26 protein-coding genes and 3 tRNA genes are annotated in these 24,051 nt (G+C 66.7%); 4 read left to right on the top strand and 25 right to left on the bottom strand.

Annotated elements, in window-relative coordinates; translation table 11 throughout:
- Positions 1 to 6: 6 nt before the first annotated feature.
- The 3 genes from ABIE65_RS13455 to ABIE65_RS13445 all read right to left on the bottom strand — a co-directional run bounded on the left by ABIE65_RS13455 (position 7) and on the right by ABIE65_RS13445 (position 1,156).
- Positions 7 to 567: a NuoB/complex I 20 kDa subunit family protein gene (locus ABIE65_RS13455; RefSeq protein ID WP_354078296.1), complete on the bottom strand. Its 561-nt coding sequence runs from the start codon at positions 565 to 567 to the stop codon at positions 7 to 9.
- Positions 558 to 923 carry an NADH-quinone oxidoreductase subunit A gene (locus tag ABIE65_RS13450; RefSeq protein WP_354078295.1) on the bottom strand — a complete coding sequence of 122 codons (366 nt, stop codon included), beginning with the start codon at positions 921 to 923 and terminating at the stop codon, positions 558 to 560. The genes ABIE65_RS13455 and ABIE65_RS13450 overlap by 10 nt, the downstream gene beginning before the upstream one ends.
- Before the next feature lie 156 nt (positions 924 to 1,079).
- Positions 1,080 to 1,156, bottom strand: a tRNA-Asp gene (locus ABIE65_RS13445).
- Positions 1,157 to 1,354: 198 nt separating this feature from the next.
- Between ABIE65_RS13445 and ABIE65_RS13440 the strand changes: the two genes are divergently transcribed.
- Positions 1,355 to 2,731 carry an acyclic terpene utilization AtuA family protein gene (locus ABIE65_RS13440; RefSeq protein WP_354078294.1) on the top strand — a complete coding sequence of 459 codons (1,377 nt, stop codon included), beginning with the start codon at positions 1,355 to 1,357 and terminating at the stop codon, positions 2,729 to 2,731.
- A gap of 22 nt (positions 2,732 to 2,753) precedes the next feature.
- Positions 2,754 to 3,122 (top strand): AtuA-related protein, encoded by a 369-nt coding sequence (locus ABIE65_RS13435; protein WP_354078293.1) that lies wholly within the window; start codon positions 2,754 to 2,756, stop codon positions 3,120 to 3,122.
- Positions 3,123 to 3,144: 22 nt separating this feature from the next.
- On the opposite strand, the gene ABIE65_RS13430 is transcribed toward ABIE65_RS13435, so the two are convergent.
- Positions 3,145 to 3,903 (bottom strand): SDR family NAD(P)-dependent oxidoreductase, encoded by a 759-nt coding sequence (locus ABIE65_RS13430; protein ID WP_354078292.1) that lies wholly within the window; start codon positions 3,901 to 3,903, stop codon positions 3,145 to 3,147.
- Between the two features lie 186 nt (positions 3,904 to 4,089).
- On the opposite strand from ABIE65_RS13430, the gene ABIE65_RS13425 reads away from it, so the two are divergent.
- A complete protein-coding gene (locus tag ABIE65_RS13425) occupies positions 4,090 to 4,320 on the top strand; it encodes a hypothetical protein (RefSeq protein ID WP_354078291.1) in 231 nt (76 codons plus the stop codon).
- Between the two features lie 31 nt (positions 4,321 to 4,351).
- Here the strand turns inward: ABIE65_RS13425 and ABIE65_RS13420 are convergent.
- The 17 genes from ABIE65_RS13420 to ABIE65_RS13340 form a co-directional block, all read right to left on the bottom strand.
- Positions 4,352 to 4,426: transfer RNA gene (locus ABIE65_RS13420), tRNA-Val, on the bottom strand.
- Positions 4,427 to 4,518: 92 nt separating this feature from the next.
- A complete protein-coding gene (gene hbs / locus ABIE65_RS13415) occupies positions 4,519 to 4,809 on the bottom strand; it encodes a non-specific DNA-binding protein Hbs (RefSeq protein WP_502918535.1) in 291 nt (96 codons plus the stop codon).
- Positions 4,810 to 4,963: 154 nt separating this feature from the next.
- Positions 4,964 to 7,375 (bottom strand): endopeptidase La, encoded by a 2,412-nt coding sequence (gene lon / locus ABIE65_RS13410; RefSeq protein WP_354078289.1) that lies wholly within the window; start codon positions 7,373 to 7,375, stop codon positions 4,964 to 4,966.
- Positions 7,376 to 7,481: 106 nt separating this feature from the next.
- Positions 7,482 to 8,747, bottom strand: coding sequence for an ATP-dependent Clp protease ATP-binding subunit ClpX (clpX, locus tag ABIE65_RS13405; RefSeq protein ID WP_354078288.1), 1,266 nt, complete (start codon positions 8,745 to 8,747; stop codon positions 7,482 to 7,484).
- A 162-nt stretch (positions 8,748 to 8,909) separates the two neighbouring features.
- Positions 8,910 to 9,551, bottom strand: a complete 642-nt coding sequence (clpP, locus tag ABIE65_RS13400) for an ATP-dependent Clp endopeptidase proteolytic subunit ClpP (RefSeq protein WP_354078287.1) — start codon at positions 9,549 to 9,551, stop codon at positions 8,910 to 8,912.
- Positions 9,552 to 9,591: 40 nt separating this feature from the next.
- Positions 9,592 to 10,929: a trigger factor gene (tig, locus tag ABIE65_RS13395; protein WP_354078285.1), complete on the bottom strand. Its 1,338-nt coding sequence runs from the start codon at positions 10,927 to 10,929 to the stop codon at positions 9,592 to 9,594.
- A 64-nt stretch (positions 10,930 to 10,993) separates the two neighbouring features.
- Positions 10,994 to 11,078 (bottom strand) — tRNA-Leu (locus ABIE65_RS13390).
- Positions 11,079 to 11,255: 177 nt separating this feature from the next.
- A complete protein-coding gene (metK, locus tag ABIE65_RS13385) occupies positions 11,256 to 12,428 on the bottom strand; it encodes a methionine adenosyltransferase (protein ID WP_354078284.1) in 1,173 nt (390 codons plus the stop codon).
- 210 nt (positions 12,429 to 12,638) lie between these two features.
- Complete coding sequence (locus ABIE65_RS13380; RefSeq protein ID WP_502918530.1) at positions 12,639 to 13,100, bottom strand: helix-turn-helix domain-containing protein; 462 nt, start codon at positions 13,098 to 13,100, stop codon at positions 12,639 to 12,641.
- Positions 13,101 to 13,200: 100 nt separating this feature from the next.
- A complete protein-coding gene (lnt, locus tag ABIE65_RS13375) occupies positions 13,201 to 14,739 on the bottom strand; it encodes an apolipoprotein N-acyltransferase (RefSeq protein ID WP_354078469.1) in 1,539 nt (512 codons plus the stop codon).
- 107 nt (positions 14,740 to 14,846) lie between these two features.
- Positions 14,847 to 15,755 carry a hemolysin family protein gene (locus ABIE65_RS13370; RefSeq protein WP_354078283.1) on the bottom strand — a complete coding sequence of 303 codons (909 nt, stop codon included), beginning with the start codon at positions 15,753 to 15,755 and terminating at the stop codon, positions 14,847 to 14,849.
- Positions 15,752 to 16,267 carry an rRNA maturation RNase YbeY gene (gene ybeY, locus ABIE65_RS13365; RefSeq protein WP_354078281.1) on the bottom strand — a complete coding sequence of 172 codons (516 nt, stop codon included), beginning with the start codon at positions 16,265 to 16,267 and terminating at the stop codon, positions 15,752 to 15,754. Before ybeY ends, ABIE65_RS13370 begins: the two co-directional genes overlap by 4 nt.
- Positions 16,257 to 17,264: a PhoH family protein gene (locus ABIE65_RS13360; protein ID WP_354078280.1), complete on the bottom strand. Its 1,008-nt coding sequence runs from the start codon at positions 17,262 to 17,264 to the stop codon at positions 16,257 to 16,259. The genes ybeY and ABIE65_RS13360 overlap by 11 nt, the downstream gene beginning before the upstream one ends.
- Positions 17,261 to 18,652: a tRNA (N6-isopentenyl adenosine(37)-C2)-methylthiotransferase MiaB gene (gene miaB, locus ABIE65_RS13355; RefSeq protein WP_354078279.1), complete on the bottom strand. Its 1,392-nt coding sequence runs from the start codon at positions 18,650 to 18,652 to the stop codon at positions 17,261 to 17,263. The genes ABIE65_RS13360 and miaB overlap by 4 nt, the downstream gene beginning before the upstream one ends.
- 39 nt (positions 18,653 to 18,691) lie before the next feature.
- Positions 18,692 to 19,525, bottom strand: coding sequence for a lysophospholipid acyltransferase family protein (locus ABIE65_RS13350; RefSeq protein ID WP_354078278.1), 834 nt, complete (start codon positions 19,523 to 19,525; stop codon positions 18,692 to 18,694).
- 40 nt (positions 19,526 to 19,565) lie between these two features.
- Positions 19,566 to 20,627 (bottom strand): GNAT family N-acetyltransferase, encoded by a 1,062-nt coding sequence (locus tag ABIE65_RS13345; RefSeq protein ID WP_354078277.1) that lies wholly within the window; start codon positions 20,625 to 20,627, stop codon positions 19,566 to 19,568.
- A gap of 101 nt (positions 20,628 to 20,728) precedes the next feature.
- Positions 20,729 to 21,145 (bottom strand): Ros/MucR family transcriptional regulator, encoded by a 417-nt coding sequence (locus tag ABIE65_RS13340; RefSeq protein WP_354078276.1) that lies wholly within the window; start codon positions 21,143 to 21,145, stop codon positions 20,729 to 20,731.
- A gap of 126 nt (positions 21,146 to 21,271) precedes the next feature.
- On the opposite strand from ABIE65_RS13340, the gene ABIE65_RS13335 reads away from it, so the two are divergent.
- Entirely contained in the window at positions 21,272 to 21,505 is a 234-nt protein-coding gene (locus tag ABIE65_RS13335; protein ID WP_354078275.1) for a sulfurtransferase TusA family protein, read from the top strand.
- 13 nt (positions 21,506 to 21,518) lie between these two features.
- Here the strand turns inward: ABIE65_RS13335 and ABIE65_RS13330 are convergent, their stop codons facing one another.
- From ABIE65_RS13330 to ABIE65_RS13315, 4 genes are all read right to left on the bottom strand, one after another.
- Positions 21,519 to 21,977: a GNAT family N-acetyltransferase gene (locus tag ABIE65_RS13330; RefSeq protein WP_354078273.1), complete on the bottom strand. Its 459-nt coding sequence runs from the start codon at positions 21,975 to 21,977 to the stop codon at positions 21,519 to 21,521.
- An 83-nt stretch (positions 21,978 to 22,060) separates the two neighbouring features.
- The gene (tsaB, locus tag ABIE65_RS13325) at positions 22,061 to 22,735 is read right to left on the bottom strand and encodes a tRNA (adenosine(37)-N6)-threonylcarbamoyltransferase complex dimerization subunit type 1 TsaB (protein WP_354078272.1); all 675 of its coding nucleotides are present in this window, start codon (positions 22,733 to 22,735) and stop codon (positions 22,061 to 22,063) included.
- Between the two features lie 68 nt (positions 22,736 to 22,803).
- Complete coding sequence (locus ABIE65_RS13320) at positions 22,804 to 23,394, bottom strand: malonic semialdehyde reductase (RefSeq protein WP_354078271.1); 591 nt, start codon at positions 23,392 to 23,394, stop codon at positions 22,804 to 22,806.
- A 78-nt stretch (positions 23,395 to 23,472) separates the two neighbouring features.
- Positions 23,473 to 24,033, bottom strand: coding sequence for a NifU family protein (locus ABIE65_RS13315; protein ID WP_354078269.1), 561 nt, complete (start codon positions 24,031 to 24,033; stop codon positions 23,473 to 23,475).
- Between the last annotated feature and the right edge of the window lie 18 nt (positions 24,034 to 24,051).

Here is a 24,051-nt window from a genome sequence, read left to right as displayed (position 1 = left end):
CCTCGCCTATCGCCGGATCGTGCCGGTGCGCTGAATCTTCTTCTGCAGGAGCATGACGCCGTACAGCAGCGCTTCCGCCGTCGGCGGGCAGCCGGGCACGTACACGTCGACCGGGACGATCCGGTCGCACCCGCGCACCACAGAATAAGAATAGTGGTAGTAGCCGCCGCCGTTGGCACAGGACCCCATCGAGATCACCCAACGCGGCTCCGCCATCTGGTCGTAGACCTTGCGCAGGGCGGGAGCCATCTTGTTGCACAGCGTGCCGGCGACGATCATCACGTCCGACTGCCGCGGGCTCGGCCGGAACACGATGCCGAACCGGTCCAGATCGTAGCGCGACGCTGCGGTGTGCATCATCTCGACCGCGCAGCAGGCGAGACCGAAGGTCATCGGCCACAGCGACCCGCTGCGCGCCCAGTTCACCAGCTTATCGGCGCTGGCGACGATGAAGCCCTTGTCCTGGAGTTCGTCCGTCACGCCGCGCAACAGCGCGTTCTGCTCCTGACCCGGCGGCAGCACCCCGCGCTGCATCGGGCCGGAGACGTCCGTCCGCTCTACTCCCATTCCAGCGCACCCTTCTTCCACTCGTACACGAAGCCTACGGTGAGGATTCCGAGGAAGATCATCATCGACCAGAATCCGAGAACCCCGATTCCGCCGAGCGACACCGCCCAGGGGAAGAGGAACGCCACTTCCAGATCGAAAATGATGAACAGGATCGCGACCAGGTAGAAGCGAACGTCGAACTTCGATCGGGAGTCCGAGAAGGCTTCGAACCCGCACTCGTACGCTGAGACTTTTTCGGGGTCGGGATTCTGCGGCGCGATGACCAGCGACGCGGCGATCGCCGCTCCGGCCACGACGACGGCGATCCCGAGGAAGATCAGGATCGGCAGATACTGCAGAAGGAGGTCTTCCATTGGGACGGGCACCGGCGGACGCTGCGCTCCTGGCTCCCGGGCCCGCGCATGGGCCCGGTGTGGCGATGGATTTCGATCCGCGACCACCCGCAATCGCGAACAGTCACGAAGGAGCGACGGCGATTTCGGGCGCTGCCGAACGATGCTTTCGAGGAATGGCGGGAGTGACGGGACTCGAACCCGCGGCCTCCGGCGTGACAGGCCGGCGCTCTAACCGACTGAGCTACACCCCCGCGACCGTCGAAAGACGGAGCGTGTAAGTACTGTCCCCGTAGCCGAGTGTCAACCGCTTGCGCTGCTTTCCTTCGGCTCACCGGTCGTTGCGAAACCTGGGCATGTCGTTGACATCCACCAAGCCGCCGCCGACCATGAGTGGCTTATGGCACCGCCCGGCCTTTGCCGCAAGAGCGAAGGCCGCTGGGATGGAAATGATGCGCGACGACGTTTTCCTGGTCGGCGACGGTGCCGGTTTCTCCGGCGACCGCCTCGATGCCCCCGGCCCCGTGGTCGACACGCTCATCGCTTCGGGAAAGCCCGCCGCGATGATGTTCGAGGTACTGGCGGAGCGGACCCTGGCCCTGGCGCAGCTGGCGCGCCGCAAGGACCCGGACGCCGGCTACGAACCCATGCTGGCGGAGCTGATCCGTCCCATTCTCAGGCGCTGCGTCGAGCACGGAATTCCGATCGTCGGCAATTTCGGCGCGGCGAATCCGATGGGTGCCGCGCGGCTGATCCACGCGATCGCGCGCGACGAAGGCATCCCGGCGCTGAAGGTCGGCGTCGTCGGCGGCGACGACGTGCGCGGAACGGTCGCACCCGGCGAGATGGCCCATTGGGAGGCGGACAAGCCGATCGACCTGGCGCGGACCGAGGTCATCGCCGCCAACGTCTATATGGGGGCCTTCCCCATCGCCGAGGCGCTGCGCCACGGGGCGCAGGTGGTGGCCACGGGCCGAGTCGCCGACCCGGCGCTGGCGCTGGGACCGCTGATCCACCACTACGGCTGGGCAGAAGACGACTGGGACCGGCTCGCCGCCGGAACGCTGGTCGGCCACCTCCTGGAGTGCGGCGCGCAGGTGACGGGCGGCTACTTCGGCGATCCCGGCTGGAAGGATGTGCCGAATCCGGCCGACATCGGCTTTCCCATCGCCGAGGTCGCCTCCGACGGCACAGCCGTCATCACGAAGGCCGCCGGAACAGGCGGCTTGGTCACCGCGCGCACCGTGAAGGAGCAGATCCTCTACGAGATGCACGATCCCGCGGCCTATCTCACACCCGACGTGGTGCTGGACATCACCGGTGTGGAAGTGACCCAGATCGGCCTGGACCGCGTGCGAATCGCCGGCGCGCGTGGGCGCGAACGGCCGCCGACACTCAAGGTCACCGCCAGCGTCGACGGCGGCTGGCTCGGCGAAGGCGAGATCACCTATGCCGGAATCAATGCCCTCGCCCGCGCCCGCATGGCCGGCGACACTGTCCTGGAGCGGATCCGGCGACTCGGCCTGGACTGCGAAGCCCGATACGATCTGATCGGATACGCCTCGGTCTTCGATGGCGACTCGGGCGCCATGCGCCGCGGCACCGCCGCCGCGCCGGCCGAGGTTCGACTCCGCGTCGCGGCGCGCAGCGTCGACCGTGCCGTCGCGGAACGGGTCGGTCGCGAAGTTCTGGCCCTCTACTGCTGCGGCCCGGCGGGCGGCGGCGGTGTCCGATGGGGCGTCACGTCGCGCGTCAACACCGGCTCGTTTCTGGTTGCACGCGACCGCGTCCGGCCGACCGTCACCATGGTGGGCAACAATGACGTCTGACCTGTCCGCAAGGACCGACGAGATGGTCGAGTGCCTGCTGCACGACCTCGCCCACGGCAGGACCGGTGACAAAGGCAACCGCATCAACGTCAGTGTCGTCGCCTACGACCCCGGCGCGTGGCCGCTCCTGTGCGAACAGGTGACGGCAGAACGGGTGCAGGCGCTGTTCGCGCATCGCGACGCCGGCCGAGCCGTCCGCTACGAGCTGCCGCTGCTGCACGCCCTCAACTTCGTCGTCGACGACGTGCTGCAGGGCGGCGTCAACGACAGCCTGAACCTCGACGGCCATGGCAAGACGCTGGCGTCCCTGGTGCTGTCCATGCCGATTCGCGCACCGCGCAGCATGATCGATGCGGCGCGGCGGGCGATCGAAGCAGACCGCCGCGCCTGATCCGGCGTCGGCGCTCCGGGGGTCAGGGCATCCAGGCGCCCCCGTTCAGATGAATCGTCTGGCCGGTGATGAAGCCGCCGTCGGGCAGGCAGAGGTGCCGGACCATCGCCGCGATCTCCTCCGGCCGGCCGAATCGACCGATCGGAACGCCGGATGCCCCCATGTTCCCGGGCCGGGCGCCCGCCGTCGAGCCGCGCACCGTATCGATCGAACCGGGCGCGATGCAGTTGGCCGTGATGCCGTGTTCCGCCAGTTCCATCGCGAGCCCGCGGGTAAATCCCTCCAAACCGGCCTTGGCGGCGCAGACGTGGATGCGGTTCTTCGTGCCGACATGGGTCGATATGCCGCCGATCGTCACGATCGACCCACCCCCGGCCGCGATCATGTGCGGCACGCACGCCTTCGACAGGATGAAAGCGCCGTCGAGTGCGACGGACAGAATTTCGCGCCACTCCTCGAAGCCCATGTCGAGGAAGGGCGTCTGGCGCCGCAGCGCCGCATTGCTGACCAGGAAGTCGATTCGTCCGAAGGCCGCCACGGCCGCATCGACCATGCCCTGCACGGCGGCAGCGTCGGTGACGTCGGCGACGTGCGCGAGGCCCCTGCCCCCGGCGGCCTCGGCCTCCGCGGCGACCGCTTCGGCGGCGGCTGCGTCACCCCGCGCGTTCACGACGACGGAAGCGCCCTCTCCCGCCAACGCCAAGACGATCGCGCGGCCGATGTTGCGTGCGCCTCCGGTGACGACCGCCACCCGACCGGCCAGCGCTCCACTCTTGTTCATGCCCCTGCCCTCCCAGTTCGGGGAGAACCCTGTCCCGGACCGGGACCGATGGCAACACAAGCTTCATCGTCACGGACGGCGAGACGACTCGGAACCGTCGGATGGCGCTGCTATAGTGACGCCTATCGGTATGCAGCCTCTGCACCCGATGTCACCAGGAGGGCACGGACCATGAGGATGAGAATCGTGCCGAAGCCGCCTGCAAACAGCCGGCTGGTGTTTTTCGCGGATCGCGCGCCGATCGCACGGGGCTTCGGGATCGCCCGCTTCGAATGCGGGGCATGCGGCGACCTGCTGCTCGCGGACTTCAGGGCGAGCGACATTCGCTGCGCAGTATTTCGCTGCCCGACCTGCGGCGCCTATAACGAGCCCGCGGCCGAAGTCGATTCCGGGGCGCCGGTCGCCTCGCCCGTCTGACGAGGGCGGCAAGGACGTTCGCGGTAGGACGTGGTGGGCGGTGCTGGGATCGAACCAGCGACAGCCTGCGTGTAAGGCAGGTGCTCTACCGCTGAGCTAACCGCCCGTCTGGGCCCGGGGAACGCCGGAACGGAAAAGAAATAAGCCGGCCGTCGCCGGCCGGCCTTACCGGCACTGAATGTCCGGCGATCGGCGATATTACTGGATGGCGTCCTTCAGGCCCTTGCCGGCCTTGAACTTTGGCTGCTTCGACGCAGCGATTTCAATCGTCTCGCCAGTGCGCGGGTTGCGCCCGGTAGAAGCCGCACGCTCGCTGACCGAGAACGTGCCGAAACCAACAAGACGAACCTCGGTTCCCGACTTCAGGGCCCCGGTGATCGCGTCGAAGACGGCATCGACAGCTTTGGTTGCATCGGCCTTAGACAGATCCGCGTCGCTTGCAACTGCAGCGATCAGTTCGTTCTTGTTCACGGAGCTTCCCCTGTCAATCAAAAGTAACAAACGCCCTGATGGCTACAACAGCCCCCATGCAAAGCAGGCGGAGTCTAGATCGGGCCGTTCTACAGCGTCAACGCGAAGCAAGGGCCGGGCTGCGGTTTCCTGGGGGAATCCGCAACCCGGCGACGCTCGCCTGCATTGAAGGTCAGTGAGTGACGACGCCCGATGAAGACTGGTCGTCGCCCTTGGCGACCGGCGGCACCTTCGCCGGTTCGGACCACTCGACGGGATTGGGCATCCTCACGAGAGCCTGTCGCAGGACATCGTCCACGGTCTCGGCGCAGATGATGTTCAGAGACTTGCGGACATTGTCGGGGATGTCTGCCAGGTCCTTCTCGTTGTCCTTCGGGATAATCACCGTCCGGAGGCCACCACGCAGGGCGGCGAGCAGCTTCTCCTTCAGGCCCCCGATCGGCAGGACACGACCTCTCAGCGTGATCTCGCCGGTCATCGCGACGTCCTTGCGGACGGGAATCCCGCTGAGCGCCGATGCCATCGAGGTGATCATCGCGACGCCGGCCGACGGACCATCCTTCGGCGTCGCACCTTCCGGCACGTGCACATGGATGTCCTTCTTGTCGAATTCCGGCGGCGTCACGCCGAACTGGAGCATCCTGGAGCGGATGAACGAGCGTGCGGCCTGAACGGACTCCTGCATCACGTCGCCAAGCTTGCCGGTGTGGGACACGGCGCCCTTGCCCGGCATGATCACCGCCTCGATCGACAGCAGTTCGCCGCCAACCTCGGTCCAGGCGAGACCGGTCGTCACGCCCACGAGATCCTCGAGCTCCGCCTCGCCGTAGCGATACTTGCGGATCCCGGCATACTTGCCGAGGTTCCGCGGCGTGATCTTGATCTCCTTCTTGCCCTTGCTGCTGACCAGCTCCTTGACCGACTTCCGCGAGAGGTTGGCGATCTCACGCTCGAGGTTCCGAACGCCGGCCTCCCGCGTGTAGTAGCGGATCAGGTCGCGCAGGGCCTCGTCGCTGATCGAGAGCTCGCCCTTGCGAAGGCCGTGCTCACCGGTCTGCTTGCCGATCAGGTGCCGCTTGGCGATCTCGACCTTCTCGTCCTCGGTGTAGCCCGGGATCCGGATGATCTCCATCCGGTCGAGCAGCGGCTGCGGCATGCGCAGCGTGTTCGCCGTCGTCACGAACATCACGTCCGACAGGTCGTAATCGACCTCCAGGTAATGGTCGTTGAACGTGCTGTTCTGCTCCGGATCCAGGACCTCGAGCAGGGCCGAAGACGGATCGCCGCGCCAGTCGGCACCGAGCTTGTCGATCTCGTCCAGAAGAAAGAGCGGGTTGGACGTCTTCGCCTTCTTCATCCCCTGGATGACCTTGCCCGGCATCGAGCCGATGTAGGTCCGGCGATGGCCGCGCACCTCGGCCTCGTCGCGCACGCCGCCGAGCGACATGCGTACGAAGTTTCGCCCGGTAGCCCGCGCGATCGACTTGCCCAGCGAGGTCTTGCCAACGCCCGGAGGCCCGACGAGGCAGAGGATCGGCCCCTTGACCTTCTTCATCCGCTGCTGCACGGCGAGGTACTCGAGGATCCGCTCCTTGACCTTCTCGAGACCGTAATGGTCCGCGTTGAGCGTCTTCTCGGCGTGGTGGATGTCGCGCTTGACCTTGGAGCGCTTGCTCCAGGGGATCGACAGCATCCAGTCGAGATAGTTGCGGACGACGGTCGCCTCGGCCGACATCGGGCTCATCGAACGGAGCTTCTTGAGCTCCGCCATGGCCTTGTCGCGCGCTTCCTTTGTCAGCCGCGTCGCGTTGATGCGCTCTTCCAGCTCGGATGCATCGTCGCGGCCGTCTTCGCCCTCGCCGAGTTCCTTCTGGATCGCCTTCATCTGCTCGTTGAGGTAGTACTCGCGCTGCGTCTTCTCCATCTGCCGCTTCACGCGGTTCCGGATGCGCTTCTCCACCTCGAGAACGTCGATCTCGCCTTCCATGTAGGCGTAGACCCGCTCGAGCCGCTGCTTCACGCCGGCGATCTCGAGAAGCTCCTGCTTCTCGGGGATTTTCAGCGTCAGATGGGCAGCGACGGTATCACCGAGCTTCGCCGCCTCGTCGATCTGGTTGATCGACACGAGCACTTCGGGCGGGATCTTCTTGTTGAGCTTCACATACTGCTCGAACTGCGCAACGACCGTGCGCACCAGCGCCTCTTCCTCGCTGGGATCGCCGGCAGGCTCTTCCTCGAGGATATCGGCCTCGACTTCGAAGAAGTTCTCATGGCCGGTGAAAGCGCCGACGCGCGCGCGCTGCACGCCTTCGACCAGCACCTTCACGGTGCCGTCGGGCAACTTCAGCAGCTGAAGCACCGTGCCGATCGTGCCGACTTCGTAGAGATCTGCCGCGGCAGGGTCGTCCTGTGTCGCGTTCTTCTGGGTGAGCAGGAGGATCTGCTTATCGTCCTTCATCACCTCTTCGAGGGCGCGAACGGATTTCTCGCGCCCGACGAAGAGCGGCACGATCATGTGGGGAAACACCACGATGTCGCGCAGGGGCAGGACCGGATAAGTGTTGCCGCTCGGCTTTTGCTGCATCGCACCACTTTGCGTTGGGGAGCCGCACCCGCCGAACCGAAACGGTCCGGAGCGGCGGGTGCCTCTTTAACTAAATGGCCGGCGACGAGTGCGCTTCAAGGCGCGTTCAGGCGCTGGAGCCCACGTCGCCCCGCCGCTCGGAGTAGATGTAGAGTGGCCGGGCCCGCCCTTCGACGACCTCGCGGTTCACGACCAGTTCCTCGACGGCTTCGAGGCCGGGAAGGTCGTACATCGGCTCGAGGAGGATGCCCTCCATGATCGAGCGCAGGCCGCGCGCACCGGTCTTGCGGGCGATGGCCTTCTTGGCGATGCCCGTCAGCGCGTCATCCGTGAAGGTGAGACGCACGTCCTCCATGTCGAACAGCCGCTGGTACTGCTTGACCAGCGCGTTCTTCGGCTTGGTCAGGATCTCGATCAGCGCCGGCTCGTCCAGGTCGCCCAGGGTCGCAATCACCGGCAGACGGCCGACGAACTCGGGAATGAGGCCGAACTTGAGCAGGTCTTCCGGCTCCACCTCGCGCAGGATCTCGCCCGTGGTGCGCTCATCCGGCGAACGGACCTGGGCGCCGAAGCCCATCGCCGACCCCTTGCCGCGCATCGAGATGATGCGGTCGAGCCCGGCGAACGCGCCGCCGCAGATGAACAGGATGTTCGTGGTGTCGACCTGGAGGAACTCCTGCTGGGGGTGCTTGCGCCCGCCCTGCGGGGGAACGGAGGCGATCGTCCCCTCCATGATCTTCAGGAGCGCCTGCTGGACGCCCTCGCCCGACACGTCGCGGGTAATCGAGGGATTGTCCGACTTGCGCGAGATCTTATCGACCTCGTCGATGTAGACGATCCCGCGCTGCGCACGCTCGACATTGTAGTCGGCCGCCTGGAGGAGGCGGAGGATGATGTTCTCCACGTCCTCGCCGACATAGCCCGCCTCGGTGAGGGTCGTGGCGTCCGCCATCGTGAACGGCACGTCGAGGGTGCGCGCCAGGGTCTGGGCGAGCAGCGTCTTGCCGCAGCCGGTCGGGCCGACGAGCAGGATGTTCGACTTCGCGATCTCGACCTCGCTGGCCTTACCGCCGCCGCCGAGGCGCTTGTAGTGGTTGTGCACCGCGACTGAGAGGACCTTCTTCGCATGGTCCTGCCCGATCACGTAGTCGTCGAGAATCTTACGGATTTCCGACGGGGTCGGAACCCCGTCGCGGGATTTGACGAGGGTGCTCTTGTGCTCCTCACGGATAATATCCATGCAGAGCTCGACGCATTCGTCGCAGATGAATACCGTCGGGCCCGCGATGAGCTTACGCACCTCGTGCTGGCTCTTGCCGCAGAAGGAGCAGTAGAGCGTGTTCTTCGAGTCGCCGCCGCTGGCCTTGGTCATCGCTGGTCCATCACGAAACGGAACTGTAGCCGAAGCATGTTAGCCAGACGGCCGACGGCCGCACAACGCCTAATGCGCCACATCACCGCCTGGCCGTCCGCCGGCGCTTCAGCACCTGATTTGAGCGGCCTCCGCTCAACAGGGGGTTAATTTCTGCCGAGATCAGCGTTTTGCTTCGGGTTCGGCAGGGGGTCGCTGCTTTACGACCTCGTCGATGAGGCCGAATTCCCGCGCATCTTCCGGGGTCAGGAAGCGGTCACGTTCGAGTGCTTCCTCGATCGCCTCGATCGGCTGTCCGGTGTGATGCACGTAGATTTCGTTCAGCCGGCGACGAATCGAGAGAATTTCACGAGCGTGAATCTCGATGTCGCTGGCTTGGCCCTGAAAGCCGCCAGAGGGCTGGTGCACCATGATCCGCGCGTTCGGCAGGGCATAGCGCTTGCCCTTTTCACCGGACGTGAGGAGAAGCGACCCCATCGACGCCGCCTGACCGATGCAGACGGTCGACACGGGGCAGCGGATGTACTGCATGGTGTCGTAGATCGCGAGCCCCGACGTCACCACTCCACCGGGGGAGTTGATGTAGAAGGAGATGTCCTTCGTCGGATGCTCGGCTTCGAGAAAGAGCAACTGCGCGCAGATGAGGGCGGCCGCACCGTCGTGGACCGGCCCCGTCAGGAAGATGATCCGCTCCTTTAGCAGGCGCGAGTAGATGTCGTAGGCGCGCTCGCCGCGGTTGGTCGTCTCCACGACCATCGGCACGAGCATGTTCGAATAGACGTCGATCGGATCTCTATCGCGCATGTTCAGCTCGGCGGGTGCAATGGTCGGTAGGAGGCCGGGGTCAGGTCCCGCTGTCTTCGTCCTCAGCCTCCTTGACGAGCTCTTCCGGAGTGACCGTCTTGTTGGTCACCTGGGCGAGCTCAAGAATATAGTCGACCACCTTCTCTTCCAGGATCGGCGCCTGAAGCCGCGCCATCGCTCCGGGAGTCTGACGGTAGAAGTCGAGTACCCTCTCCTCTTGCCCGGGGTACCGGGACGCCTCGGCACGCAACGCACGGCCGAGATCGTCCTGCGAGACCGAGATATTGTTCAGCCGGCCCACTTCTGCAAGGAGGAGCCCGAGACGCACGCGGCGATCGGCGACGCGGCGGTACTCAGCCTCCAGATCCTCGTCGCTCTTACCCTCCCGGATCTGTTCGCCGTTCGGCCCGTCGAGCTGCTGCTTGAGTTCGGTCCAGATCGCCTCGAACTCCTGCGAGACGAGACTTTCCGGAACGTCGAACTTGTGCGCTTCATCGAGCTTGTCGAAGAGGACGCGCTTCACGCGGGCGCGCGACAGCGCTCCATACTCGCTCTCGATGCGCCCCTTCACCGCCTCGCGAAGCTCGGCCAGCGTCTCAAAGCCGAAATTCTTCGCGGTTTCCTCGTCGACGGTGACGGGCTCCCGCTCCTTCAGTTCCTTGACCTCGACGTCGAACACGACCTCCTTGCCCGCCAGGTGCTCCGCACCGTAATCGGCCGGCATCGTGATCCGCACTTCGCGCTTCTCGCCGACCTCGGCGCCGATCACCTGATCCTCGAAACCGGGGACGAAGTTGCCGGCGCCCAGCTCGAGTTCGTATCCCTCGGCCGAACCACCCGCGAACGCCTCGCCGTCGAGCTTGCCGACGAAATCGATCACGGCAATGTCACCGGACTGCGCCGGCCGCGGCTCGGCGAGCGGCCGCGTCTTCCGCAGGTTCGAGGCCAGACGCTCGACGGCTTCGTCGATCGACTTCTCCTCCACCTCGGCCGTCGGCCGTTCCAGTTCGATCGACGAGAAATCCATGGGCGCGATCTCGGGCATCACCTCGACGGCGAGCTTGAACTCGAGATCGGCGCCCTCCTCGAACTTGAGGTCCTCGACCTTCGGCGGAACCGCCGGACGCAGCCCGCGATCGTCCATCGCCTTCTGGCTGCTCTCGTTCACCTGCGCCTCGAGCACCTCGCCGGTGATCGATTTCGCATAACGCTGCCGCAGCACGCCGATCGGCGCCTTGCCCGGGCGGAAGCCCGGCAGCCGGATGGTGCGGGCGATCTCTTCCAGCTTGGCCGTCACCTGGGCCTGGATGTCGGCAGCGGGGACCATGATCGCGAACTCGCGCTTCAGGCCTTCGGCGTTGGTCTCGGTTACCTGCATGGGGGCTTCGTCCGGGTTTCTGCGTTTGTCCTGCGGGACGGATCGTCGCCATCGGGCGGCAGATTGGTGCGGGCGGAGGGACTTGAACCCCCACGACCAAGGCCACCAGATCCTAAGTCTGGCGCGTCTACCAGTTCCGCCACGCCCGCACGGCCCGACCCGACCGAGAGCCGGCGCCGGAATCTCCGGCGCCAACCGAATGGGGGTGTCTACAGCATTGCCAGCCGCGGGCCAATAGAAAGGATGACGCCGCGGAATCCATCGTCAGACGCAACGGGGGCCAGTCGAACGACCGGCCCCCGCAGCTTCGTCCCAGGACGAACGGATCAGCGCATCGCGCCCTTCAGCTCGTCCACCAGATCGGTCTTCTCCCAGGAGAAGCCACCGTCCGCATCGGGGTTCCGACCGAAGTGACCGTAAGCCGCCGTCCGCGCATAAATCGGGCGGTTCAGCTGCAGGTGGGTACGGATACCGCGCGGCGACAGGTCCATCGCCTTGCGGGCTGCAGAAGCGATCGCGGCCTCGTCGGCCTTACCGGTGCCGTGCGTGTCGACATACACCGACAGCGGCTTGGAGATGCCGATCGCGTAGGCGACCTGGATGGTGCACTTATCCGCCAGATCCGCCGCGACGATGTTCTTCGCCAGATAGCGGCAGGCGTAGGCCGCCGAACGGTCGACCTTGGACGGGTCCTTGCCGGAGAAGGCGCCGCCGCCGTGCGGCGCCGCGCCGCCATAGGTGTCGACGATGATCTTGCGGCCGGTCAAGCCGGCATCGCCGTCCGGGCCGCCGATGACGAACCGGCCGGTCGGATTGGTGTAGAATTCGTCCTCGGAGCACATCCAGCCGGACGGCAGCACGTTCTCGACGTGCGGACGGATGAGCTTGCGGACGGTGGCCTGATCGACCCCTTCGGAATGCTGCGCCGACACAACCACCGAAGTCGCCCGCACCGGTTGACCGTTGCGGTATTCGAGGGTGACCTGGCTCTTCATGTCGGGGCCGAGATCCGGCACCTCACCGGCATGACGCGCCTTGGAGAGCGACTTCAGGATCTCGTGCGCATAATAGATCGGCGCAGGCATCAGAAGCGGCGTCTCGCGGCACGCATACCCGAACATCAGGCCCTGGTCGCCGGCGCCCTCGTCCTTCTCGTTGCCGGCCGAATCGACGCCGACGGCGATGTCGGCGGACTGGCTGTGAACGTAGACCATGACCTTGGACTTCTCCCAGTGGAAGTTGTCCTGGTCGTATCCGATTTCGCGGACCGTCCGGCGGGCGATTTCCTCGATGCGCTCGTGGGAAACGTTCCCGGCGCTCCGGGTCTCACCCGCGACCACGATCAGGTTCGTCGTCACGAGCGTCTCGACACCGCAACGCGACATGGGGTCTTCGTGCAGATAGGCGTCGACGATCGCATCGGAAACGGCATCGCAGATCTTGTCCGGATGTCCTTCGGATACGGATTCGCTCGTGAAGAGATAGTTGCCCTGGGCCACGTACACTCCTTGTGCCGGCCCGCGGGCCGGCGCCTTCGGTCGTTCGTAACGAGGGCGCCCGACCAGCGGACGCACAGCGAACCGCCGGAACCGCGTGGTGCCGGCGGCGGCCGCCGTCTGCCCTCAGCGACAGACGACGGGCCGCCTTGATGCAAGAAATGCCTGGAAACGTCAAGTCCCCACCGTCCTGACGACGATTTCACACGGTCGTCACACCTCTTCCGGCGCGGCTTCCGCCCCCAGTGACTTCATCAGATCGAGCACGCGACGGCGAACTGCCTGTTCTCCGATCCCGTAATACGCACGCACCAGTAGAAGCGTCTCGCGACGCGCCATCGGATCCTCTCCGTAGGCCGCCGCCTCTTCACGCAGCCCCGTCTGTCCGTCGCTCAGTTCTTCGAAAAAGTAGGAGACCGGGACGTCGAGAGCCTTGCTCAATTCGTAGAGCCGCCCGGCGCCGATCCGGTTGGCACCGCGCTCGTACTTCTGAACCTGCTGGAAGGTCAGTCCGAGAGCATCGGCGAGCTTCTCCTGACTCATGCCGAGCAGGGTACGCCGCTGCCGGACACGGCTGCCGACATGAATGTCGACGTGGTTGGGCTTTCCGCGCGTACGCCGCGGCTTGCTGCGGGGCTTCTTTGGCGGCGGTGCGGTAGCCTCTGCTGCGCTCACTTCGATCGACTCCTATGGACAAACGCAACCATCGCGCCGGAACCTACCATCGTATGCGCAGCTTGTCTCGCCCGAAGGTTGAGCGCGGGACGCGTTTGATTCAGCCTCCTCCGACAACGCGCCTTTGCCAGCCATGGCGCAACTTGTAGCTGCCGCCGAATACGAAGAGGAGCATCGCTGCGAAGATGGTGTCGCCCAACCGCGCATATACGGTGCCGGTAGCGATCGGCGCCGGCAGCGCAGCGTCGATGACCCCGGTTTCGCCGAGCGGCAGGCGCTCCACCACACGGCCGTGAGGGTCGATGATGGCCGAGATCCCGGTGTTTGCCGCGCGGACGAGCGGCAGACCCTGTTCCACCGCCCGGACCCGGGCAATCTGCAGATGCTGATAGGGCCCGGCGCTACGGCCGTACCACGCGTCGTTGGTGACGTTGAGCAGCCAAGCGGGCGGCGGCTCAGGCTCGGTCACCCTGCCCGGAAAGATGGCCTCGTAACATACCAGTGGGCTGACCGGTGGGGCCCCGGGAATGTCGAGCGTCCGTGGCCCGGGACCGGCGGAGAAATCGACTGTCCCAGGCGTTATCTTCGCCAACCCCAGGACCGATCGGAACGGCACGTATTCGCCGAACGGCACGAGGTGGAACTTGTCGTATGTCGCGACGATGGCACCCGTCGAATCGATCGAGATGACGCTGTTCCAGATCCGCGTGCCGCCATGCTCGCCGGAAGCGACGCCGCGCTCTATGCGTGGCGCGCCGGTAATCAACGCCCCGCCCGGCGGCGCAACCTGTGCGAGCGCCGCAATTACCTGCGGTTCGGCATTGAGAAAGAACGGCACGGCCGTCTCCGGCCAGACGATGTGCGTCGGTGGCGGCGTCCCCGGCGCAGCCGGTGCAGCGCTCATATCCAGGTAGCGGCGCACATTGGCGACACGTTGCGAATCGTCCCACTTCAGGCTCTGCGGAATGTTGGCCTGAACGATGCGGAGTCGTACGCCGTCGACGCTCCCGACTGCCGGTTCCGACAGCCGCGCCATCCCGCCGGCCCAGAGCACCGCGAGCATCGCGAGTGCGGCCGCCGGCAGAATCCAGGCGCGCCGCGCGTCGGAGTCGCCGTGCGGATCGGCGAGGGCCGCGGGCGCCGCCGCGGCGAGCACGGTCAGCAGGCTGAGGCCATAGATGCCTACTACCGAGGTCACCTGGAGCATCGCCGCCGAGTCCGCCCACGCATAGCCTAGGAGATTCCAAGGGAATCCCGTGAAGGCGTGGCCGCGCAGCCATTCCATCGCGCTCCACGAGGCGGCCAGCAGCAGCACCCGTCCCGGCCCCCTGCCCCGCCACAGCGCGGAGGTCAGCGTCGCGAGGCCGGTGAAGATGGCCAGGAGAGCCGGCAGACCGCACACGGCAAACGGAATCAGCCAGGCGAACTGCTCCGGATCGACGAGCAGAGCGTTGGAAATCCAGTAGAGTCCGACGACGAAGTAGCCGAAGCCGAACCACCACCCGACGGCGAAGGCAGCCCTCCGCCGTTGGGCGCCGTCCACGAGCCAGACCAGGACCGGGAAGGCGAAGAACAGGACCGGCACCAGCCCGATGGGCGGCATGGCCAGAGCGGCAGCCGCGCCGGCGCCCCATGCCACGAGCCAGCGGCGCCAGCCTTCGAGGCCGGCGCAACGGCGCGCAAGCCTGGTCAGAGTGCCGTGCAGCCGCGCGTCCCAGGGCGCTGCCGACCGCCGGTCTCCCGGGATCACTCGGCGGCCGCGGTGAGGCGGGGAATGTTTCTGATCCGCAGCTTCTTCAGCCGCCGCGGATCCCCTTCCAAGACCTCGAACTCGATACCGGAGGTGTGGGTGACGAGTTCACCGCGTGTCGGCACCCTGCCGATCAGCGTGAAGACGAGCCCGCCGAGCGTGTCGATGTCTTCGCGCTCTTCGTCCGTCAGGACCGGGCCGACCACCTCCTCGAAATCCTCGAGCGACACGCGCGCATCGGCGATCATCGTGCCGTCGGGCCTGGACGTGATCTGCGGGCTTTCCGCGATCTCGTGCTCGTCGCGGATCTCGCCGACGATCTCCTCGACGATGTTCTCGATCGTGACCAGGCCGTCGATGCCGCCATACTCGTCGACGACGAGGGCCATGTGGATTCGCGACAGGCGCATCTGCAGCAGCAGGTCGAGGACCCGCATCGACGGCGAGATGAAGAGCACCTGCTTGATCAGCGCGGAGAGCGGCGCCGGCGCCTCCTGCCGCGCCTGGACCAGAACGTCCTTCACGTGAACCATGCCGACGACATCGTCGAGGTTCTTGCGATAGACGGGCAGCCGCGAATGGAGGCTGGTCCCCATCACCGCGATGACGTCGTCGAGGCTGGTGTCTATCTCCACCGCGACGATGTCGGCCCGCGGCACCGAGATGTCCTCGGCCGTGACGTTCCGCAGCCGCAGCGTGTTCTCCAGAAGAACCCGCTCCGCCGGATCGATGGGATGCTCGTCCTCCTCGTGCCGCTCGATCAGCTCCTCGAGCGTGTCGCGCAAGGAGCCGTCGCCGTTCCGGCGCCGCGTCATGCGCCAGAAGTCCTTCCACCAGGGGCGCCGCCCGCTTTCGCCGGCGGCCCGCCTACTGTCCGAGCCTTCGCTGTCCTGAGTGCCGTTCATCGCTCCACGGCCTCGTGCCGTATCACGGCCGCCTCCTGATAGGGATCGGGAATGCCGAGCTGGGCCAGGATCCGCACTTCCAGGCCCTCCATCTCCGCCGCCTCGTCGTCCTCCTCATGGTCGAACCCAAGCAGGTGGAGCACGCCGTGGACGACGAGGTGCGTCACGTGGTCCGCCAGCGGCTTGCCTTGCGCCTCCGCCTCGCCAGAGACGGTCCCGTAGGCCAGAACGACGTCGCCCAGCATCCGCGGGTGCCCGGCCGGCGTCGCATCGGCATCTCCGGGAAACGAAAGCACGTTTGTCGCCTTGTCCATGTGACGATATGTGCGGTTGAGGTCGCGAACCGCAGCGTCGCCGGTCAGCATCAGCGCGATCTCCGCGGCTTCCTGCGGCTCGGAACGCACGGCGGCCGCCGCGACCGCCGCCCGCCGGCAGATGCTCTCATAGTCGGGAAGAGCCGCCGACCAGGCGGGATCGTCGATGCCGACGTCTATGTCGGGATCACGCGCCATCGGGGTCGCCACTCTGGGCGGTCCCGGCATCGCGGCGGTCGTAGGCCCGGACGATCCGGGTGACCAGCGGATGACGGACGACGTCGTTGTGCGTGAAGTTCACGAAGCCGACGCCATCTACGCCGGCAAGAACTTCCAGTGCGTCGCGCAGCCCCGACCGCTGGCCGCGCGGCAGATCCACCTGGCTGAGGTCGCCGGTGACGACCATCCGCGAGCGCTCGCCGAACCGCGTCAGGAACATCTTCATCTGCACGGGCGTCGTGTTCTGTGCCTCGTCCAGGATGACGAAGGCGTGCGCCAGCGTGCGCCCCCGCATGAAGGCAAGCGGCGCGACCTCGATGTCGCCGTCGTCGAGCCGCCGCACCACCTGGTCGCCCGGCAGCATGTCGTGCAGGGCGTCATAGAGCGGGCGCAGATAGGGGTCGACCTTTTCGCGCAGGTCGCCCGGGAGAAAGCCCAGCCGCTCCCCCGCCTCGACGGCGGGGCGCGAGAGTATGATCCGCTCGACCTCGCCCGCCGCCATCAGTTCGACGGCCGCGGCAACGGCGAGGTACGTCTTGCCGGTCCCGGCCGGGCCCAGTCCGAAGGTCAGATCGTGGCTGCGCAGCGCGCGGATATAGTCGGCCTGTACCGGCGAACGCGGCGTGATCGCGCGTTTGCGCGTCCGGATGGTGATGGCATCGTCGCCGCCCCCGGCATCGGTCGGCCGGGCGGATGCGGAAAGGGCGAGGCGTACGGCGCCGTCGACGTCGGCCGGACCGACATCCAGCCCGCGCTTAAGGCGGTCGTACAGCAGGGTCAGGGCCGACCGTGCCGCTTCCACGGAAGAGACCGGGCCGCTGATGGCGAGGCGGTTGCCCCGGGACGCCGCAGCGACCTGCAGCGACTGCTCGATCCGCGCCAGATTGCGGTCGTGCTCGCCGTACAGGGCCGGCAACAGCTTGTTGTCGTCGAACTCGAGGTGGATCAGTTCGGAAGAGTGCGAGGTGGGACTCACCCGGCCAAGGCCTCCCTGGCGTGCACCCGCCCGGCTGGGAGGGCTGTTCCGGTTGCCGCGGCCACTTCGCCGGTCAACCCGTGGGTCGTGCGGCCGGTGACGGCGACGTCGACGACGGTGCCAAGCCATGCGTCCGGCGCATCGACATGGACGGCCTGCATGAAGGGACTGCGGCCGACCAGCTGTCCATCCCGGCGGCCGCGGCGATCCAGCAGCACGGGCAGGACGCGTCCCTCGCAGGCACGGTTGAATGCATCCTGCTGCTGGTCGAGCAGCGCCTGGAGTTCCGCCAGACGCTCCGCCTTCACCGCCTCGTCGACATGGCCGTAGCGCTTGGAGGCGGCGGGCGTGCCGGGACGTGCGCTGTACTTGAACGAATAGGCCGACGCGAACCCGATGTCGCGCACCAGGCGCATCGTCTCGGCGAAGTCGGCGTCGCTCTCCTCGGGGAATCCCACGATGAAGTCAGATGCCATCGCGATGTCCGGCCGCACCGCGCGCAGCCGGTCGACGATGCGCCGATAATCGTCGGCGGTGTGCTTCCTGTTCATTGCGGCCAGGATGCGGTCCGATCCCGACTGCACCGGGAGATGCAGGAACGGCATCAGCGCCGGCAGGTCGCCGTGCGCGGCGATGAGCGCGTCGTCCATGTCGCGCGGATGCGAAGTCGTATAGCGGATGCCGACCAGACCGTCGATCTCCGCGAGGCGCCATGCCAGCCGGGCGAGACCCCAGGGGCGCCCGTCGGGCCCCTCCCCGCTATACGCGTTCACGTTCTGCCCGAGCAGCGTGATCTCCCGCGTGCCCTGGGCCACAAGCTGGCGTGCCTCGGCCTCGACGGCCGCCACTGGCCGCGAAAACTCGGCACCGCGCGTATAGGGGACGACGCAGAAGGAGCAGAACTTGTCGCATCCTTCCTGGATAGTGAGGAAAGCGCCGATGCCGCGCGGCGCATGCATCTCGGGCAGGTGGTCGAACTTCGGCTCCACCGGGAAGTCGGTGTCGAGGACGCCCCCGCCGGCCCGCGCCGCGCGCGCGACCATCTCCGGCAGCCGGTGATAGGTCTGCGGGCCGAGCACGATGTCGACGCTCGGCGCCCGGCGCAGGATCTCCTCGCCCTCGGCCTGGGCGACGCAACCGGCGACGGCGATGATCATCCCGCCGTCGGCCTGCTTGAGTTCCTTCAGCGACCGCAACCGGCCGAGTTCCGAGAACACCTTCTCGGCAGCCTTCTCGCGAATGTGGCAGGTGTTGAGGATGACCATGTCGGCCCCATCGGGCGCATCGACGGGCTCATAGCCGAGAGGCGCCAGGACATCCGCCATGCGCGCGGAGTCGTAGACGTTCATCTGGCAGCCGTAGGTCTTTATAAAAAGCTTCTTCGCCAATCCTGCTTCCGGGTCCCTCGCGCAGCACGCTCTCCGCGCTCAGCTCCCCAGCCTCTCCTTCAGCGTATCATCCGAACGTCGGCCACTGTCAAGCGAACGAGCCCCGCGCAGCGCGGCCGATACGCCGTCGGAGACCATGCGACCGCACGCCGCCGCCATCTCCCGCCGCGTCGCCCAGTCACCGGAACTGACGGTCGGGTGGAACTCGACCGTCACGGTCAGGCGGCCGCAGCCCGCCATCGTCCATAGATGGGGTGCCAGATCCATGTCGCCATACCAGGCGAAGAGCGGGCGCAGCACGTATCCGACGGGCATGCCGTCGATCCGCGTATAGGCAACCGACACCGGCTGAACCGCCAGCGGCGCGCCGTCGACGCGCCGCTCCGCGACACTGAACAGCGCGCTCTTGAACGGCAGGACACGGTTGCCGTTGCTGCTGGTGCCCTCCGGGAACAGGATCAGGTTTCCGCCGGCATCGAGCCGTGCCTGGAGGGCGTCCCGCTGCGACGCCACGCGCCGTGCCTGTCGCTCGATGAAGACCGTCCGCTGCAGCTTCGCCAGCTGCCCGAACAGCGGCCACGATGCGACCTCGGCCTTCGAGACGAAGCTCCCCGGAATCAGGCCGCCCAGGACCATGATGTCGAGATAGGAACTGTGGTTCACCACGAAGAGCGTGGGCCGCACTGCGGACATCTCGCCGCGCACCTCGACCGAGATGCCCAGGATGCGCCAGCACAGCCTGTGGTAGAAAACCGGAAGGCGCACCGCCCACGGGGACCCGATCGCCACCAGAGCGGCCTGAATCGGCATCAACGCCAGAGTCAGCAGAAGGTAGACGCATAGCCGGCCGGCCGACCGAACGCGGGAGGTCACGGGGAAAGGCTCTGCTGCTGCGGCTGCGTCGCGCGCGAGGTCAGGCGTCGGGTTCCGCAACGCGGGTCGCGTCGTCGCGGTTGTAGCGGCGGACGTACTTGCTCGTCACTAGGTCGGTTTTGACCAGCACGCACACGTCCGTCGTGTTGAACTGCTCGTCGATGACGGCACCGTCGCCGACAAATCCGCCCAGACGCAGATACCCCTTGATCAGCGGCGGCAGCGCGGCGATTGCCGCCTTCTGATCCACCGCCTCCCGCTCCATCAGGCGCATCGAGACGTACCGGTCGCGCACCGCTTCCGGCCGCAATGCGAGCGGCGCCATCCGTTCGTAATATAGGAAGCTCAGGGGCAACGCGTGCTCGGCCGGATCGGTGCCGTGGAAACTGGCACAGCCGAACATCAAGGTGACGTCATGATGCTGAACGTACTGCGCGATGCCGCGCCAGAGCAGCTGCATCGTCTGGTGTCGTCGGTAGCGTATGTCCACGCAGGACCGGCCGACCTCCATGATCTCGTCGTCGCCGTGCAGCAGCCGGTGGATGTCGTACTCGTCCTCCGAGTAGAACCGTCCGATCCGCGCCGTGCGAGAGCGCCGCAGGAACCTGTAGGTGCCCACCACGGCTTCCGCCCCGCCGCCGAGCGAATGGTCGATGACCAGCAGATGCTCGCAATGCTCGTCGAACCGATCCGCATCGAGCCGCAGACGCGCCGTTTCGCCAGTCGGCTGTGCCGCCATCTCCTCGTAGAAGATCCGGTACCGGAGGGCCTGCGCGGCCTCGATCTCGGCCCTGCTCTCGGCCAGCCGGACCTCCATGGTCCCAACCCGGATGGCGACGGCAGGACCGGAACGGTCGCCGGCAGGCTCCCCGTCCTTTTGCGGCAACATCGGCCGAAACAGCGGCGCCGTCATCATCGCTCCTGCCGGTCCGAACCGCGGGCCTGAACCCGGCCACGCTGCAGTACCCGTCTCAGTGGAAAAGCCATTACGCGCCAGACGCTCCCAGCGAGCTGTTTGCGGAGGTCGCGACGGTGCGCTACTGCGGTTGCCTGTTTTTACTTCTCGTGCGTGCGACGTTGGCAAATCGACCGCCCGCCGCATTCACGGCCTCAGCCGTCCACCGTATCCTCCAGGACCATTATAACCGAAACGGCGCCGCAACCCAAAAGGGATCGCGGCGCCGTTGCGGAACGGTCGCGAAATCAGCGGCGGCGGCGCGCCTTCGTCCCGAGGCCGATCTTCTTCGCGAGACTGCTGCGCTGCGCGGCATAGTTCGGGGCGACCATGGGATAGTCCGAGCCGAGGCCCCAGCGCTCGCGGTACTCTTCGGGCGACATGTTGTAAGCAGTCTTCAGATGCCGCTTCAGCATCTTCAGCTTCTTGCCGTCCTCGAGGCAGATGATGTACTCGGGGGTGACCGACTTGCGGATCGGAACTGCCGGCTGCGGGCGCTCCGGCACCGCGACGCCGTTGCCGCCGACGGTGGAGAGGCTACGGTAGATCTGCTGAATCAGGTCCGGCAGGTCGTTGACGGCCACTGTATTGTTCGAAACGTGGGCGGCGACGATCTCAGTCGTCAGCTCGAGTAGTTCCCTCGTGTCACGCTGCTGTTCGCTCATCCTGCGATCCGACTCCGACGGTACGATGTGATATAGACAATCGTCCGCCATATAGTCCAGCAGTCTCGGGAGATCAATGAGTAACTTGCGGAGTAGTCAACGGCCCGAAGCATTCGAGGTACGGAGTTGACCGACTATTATCTGGATATCACTGCTGACCGCTGTCCGATCACGTTCGTCAAGGCCAAATTGCTCGTCGAGCGTATGCAGAAAGGCGAGTCGGCCGAGATCAGACTGCATGCGGGGGAGCCCCTGGACAATGTGCCGCGGTCATTGCGCGAACTCGGTCACGACGTGACCGACACCGGGGCGGAGACGGGCGACACCGCCGTCCATCGTCTGACCGTTGTGAAGCGATGACCCGAAGAGCACGTCAACCACCGAGACAGCATTCGAGCGTGAGCGCGTCAGCCGTACGGCCGTCGGCGCGGCTGTAGTATCCCCGCCGTCGGCCGACCGCGCGAAAGCCGGCGGATTCATAGAGCGCACGGGCGGCGGTGTTGTCGACCGCGACTTCCAGGAGCATGCGGCGCAGGCCCGCGCCGCGCGCCCGTTCCAGTGCCGCATCGAGAAGCATTCGCCCCACGCCCCGGCGCCAGAGCTCCGGCAGGACCGCGAGAACCAGCACCTCTCCCTCACCGGCAACGCTGCGGCAGAAGACCAAGCCGCAGGGCTCGTCCAACGGTGCGACCGCAAGAAACCCGAACGAGCCGGGCAGCAGCAGCATCTCGGCGATCGCTTCCGGCGTCCACGCCCGATCACCCGTTCCCGCCGCCATCGCCCCGGACTGCAGTGCCGCCGCCACCGCGGCATGCACCGGCAGCAACGGCATCAATGCCGGTGTCGCTTCGATCCGACGCGACGCGGGCTCGCGCGTCGGCCGGTTCTCCGCGGAGGCCCCTTCCCTGGCCCCCCTCACGACGGCGCCCCGACCGGCGGAGGCGGGAGCGAGACCTCCGGCGCACGGAGATAGAGCGGGACCGCCGCCGGCCAGTCTCGATCGCCGAGCTCCCGCCCGCCCGTTTCTCGGGCAGCCCATTTTCGGGCGGCGAGCGCTCCGACGGCCACCGCATCCGGCGCAAAGATGGGAAGACGCTCGACCGATTCGGCCAGGGCCTCCGTCACGATCGAGGTCCCGTCGCCGGCAATGCCGGCAACGGGGTCACCACACTGCGCGGCGATCGTCGCCGCATCGGCGACGAACGGCGCTCCGGCGGCTGCACCGGCATCGAAAACCTGCCCGTAGACGTCGCCGCGGCGGGTGTCGAGAGCGACGAGCAATCGGCCCGGATGGGCGGCCGCGGCGGCGATGGCCTCCAGCGACGTCACCCCGATGCACGGGCAACCGACGGCAAGGGCGATGCCGCGTGCCGCGGCGAGCGCCACCCGAACGCCCGTGAAGGAGCCCGGCCCGACCGTCGCCGCCACGATCCGCAGCGACGAAAACCGGCACCCCGCCTCATCAATAACCTGCCGGATCATCGGAGGCAGGACGGCGGCATGGCCATGCGTCATGCACCGCCGCAGGTAGCCCAGCGTCGCACCGCCGCTCAGCAGCGCAACGGAACAGGCACCGGCCGAGGCGTCCATTGCGAGAACGAGTGCATCCGGGCCGGCCTGCGCTGCAGTGCGGCGCTCCGGCGCGGGCCCGTTCGCCATCAGGCGATTCGGCATGCCTCCTCGAACGACAGTCGTGGCAGGCGGCCGAACAGGGCGGCGGGGTCGCCATAGCCGAGATTGCAGAGGAAGTTGGAGCGCCACGTCGTGCCGGCGAAGAAGGCCACGTCGACCTTGGCGTGGTCGAACCCGGACATCGGGCCGCAGTCGAGCCCGAACGCGCGTGCGGCGAGCATCAGATAGGCACCCTGGAGGGTGCCGTTCCGCATGGCCGTGGCCTGGATGTGCGCCTCGCTGCCCGTGAACCAGTTCCGCGCGTCGGGCTCGTGCGGAAACAGCTTCGGCAGCGCGTCGTAGAAGGCCAAGTCGTACGCCACGATGGCAGTGACCGGGGCCGCGGCGGTCTTCCTCTTGTTGCCGTCGCTGAGCGCCGGCTCGAGCTTCCGCTTACCAGCCTCGGTGGTCACGAACACGACCCGCATGGGACTGCAGTTCGCGCTGGTCGGCCCCATGCGGGCGAGGTCGTAGACCTCTTTCAGCAGCGTCTCGGGCACCGGCTCGGGCCGCCACCCGTTCTGGCTGCGCGCCTCGCGAAACAGGAGGTCCAGCGCATCGTCGTCCAGTCTCTTCAAGACAGCAGCCTCCGCCGGTTCGGCGCGCGACCGGCCCGGCCGCGTGCCGACCGCATCATCCGAATACGGAAAGGGCGGTCAGGGAACCGGCCTGACGCCCAGCACTTCGGGGACATAGTGCCTCAGCATGTTCTCGATGCCCATCCTCAACGTCGCCGTCGAACTGGGACAGCCGGCGCAGGCGCCCTGCATGTGCAGGTAGACGATGCCCTCGTCGAAGCCACGGAAGACGATGTCGCCACCGTCCTGGGCCACGGCCGGACGTACCCGTGTGTCGAGCAGTTCCTTGATCTGGGCGACGACCTCGGCATCCGCCGGATCGAAGGACCCTTCCAGGTCCTCGCCGTCCGCGGGATCGAGCAGGATCGGCCGCCGCGCGGTAAAATGCTCCATGATCGCGCCCAGGATCGACGGCTTGAGCACCTGCCAGCTCTGCTCATCGGTCTTGCTGACGCTGATGAAGTCGCCGCCGAGAAACACGCGCGTGACCCCGTCGATGTCGAACAAGGCCCGCGCGAGCGGCGAGCGCGCCGCCTGCTCGGCATCTGCGAAGTCGGCCGACCCCTCGGGCAGCACGGCCTCGCCCGGGAGAAACTTGAGCGTCGCCGGGTTCGGCGTCTGCTCCGTCTGAATGAACATGCGAACTCCGCTGGCTGG

The organism is Constrictibacter sp. MBR-5, assembly GCF_040549485.1.
GTDB lineage: Bacteria > Pseudomonadota > Alphaproteobacteria > JAJUGE01 > JAJUGE01 > Constrictibacter.
The sequence above is the reverse complement of the archived record's forward strand: the minus strand, read 5'-3'. Positions and strand labels throughout refer to the sequence as shown.

Coding starts and splice junctions, on each gene's coding strand:
- ABIE65_RS13455 (WP_354078296.1), bottom strand. CDS start 567: ATGGGAGTAGAGCGGACGGACGTCTCCGGCCCGATGCAGCGCGGGGTG.
- ABIE65_RS13450 (WP_354078295.1), bottom strand. CDS start 923: ATGGAAGACCTCCTTCTGCAGTATCTGCCGATCCTGATCTTCCTCGGG.
- ABIE65_RS13440 (WP_354078294.1), top strand. CDS start 1,355: ATGCGCGACGACGTTTTCCTGGTCGGCGACGGTGCCGGTTTCTCCGGC.
- ABIE65_RS13435 (WP_354078293.1), top strand. CDS start 2,754: ATGGTCGAGTGCCTGCTGCACGACCTCGCCCACGGCAGGACCGGTGAC.
- ABIE65_RS13430 (WP_354078292.1), bottom strand. CDS start 3,903: ATGAACAAGAGTGGAGCGCTGGCCGGTCGGGTGGCGGTCGTCACCGGA.
- lon (WP_354078289.1), bottom strand. CDS start 7,375: ATGCAGCAAAAGCCGAGCGGCAACACTTATCCGGTCCTGCCCCTGCGC.
- clpX (WP_354078288.1), bottom strand. CDS start 8,747: ATGACCAAGGCCAGCGGCGGCGACTCGAAGAACACGCTCTACTGCTCC.
- clpP (WP_354078287.1), bottom strand. CDS start 9,551: ATGCGCGATAGAGATCCGATCGACGTCTATTCGAACATGCTCGTGCCG.
- tig (WP_354078285.1), bottom strand. CDS start 10,929: ATGCAGGTAACCGAGACCAACGCCGAAGGCCTGAAGCGCGAGTTCGCG.
- ABIE65_RS13370 (WP_354078283.1), bottom strand. CDS start 15,755: ATGAACGGCACTCAGGACAGCGAAGGCTCGGACAGTAGGCGGGCCGCC.
- ybeY (WP_354078281.1), bottom strand. CDS start 16,267: ATGGCGCGTGATCCCGACATAGACGTCGGCATCGACGATCCCGCCTGG.
- ABIE65_RS13345 (WP_354078277.1), bottom strand. CDS start 20,627: ATGCGGCGGGCGGTCGATTTGCCAACGTCGCACGCACGAGAAGTAAAA.
- ABIE65_RS13340 (WP_354078276.1), bottom strand. CDS start 21,145: ATGAGCGAACAGCAGCGTGACACGAGGGAACTACTCGAGCTGACGACT.
- ABIE65_RS13330 (WP_354078273.1), bottom strand. CDS start 21,977: ATGCCGTTGCTGCCGGTGCATGCCGCGGTGGCGGCGGCACTGCAGTCC.
- tsaB (WP_354078272.1), bottom strand. CDS start 22,735: ATGGACGCCTCGGCCGGTGCCTGTTCCGTTGCGCTGCTGAGCGGCGGT.
- ABIE65_RS13315 (WP_354078269.1), bottom strand. CDS start 24,033: ATGTTCATTCAGACGGAGCAGACGCCGAACCCGGCGACGCTCAAGTTT.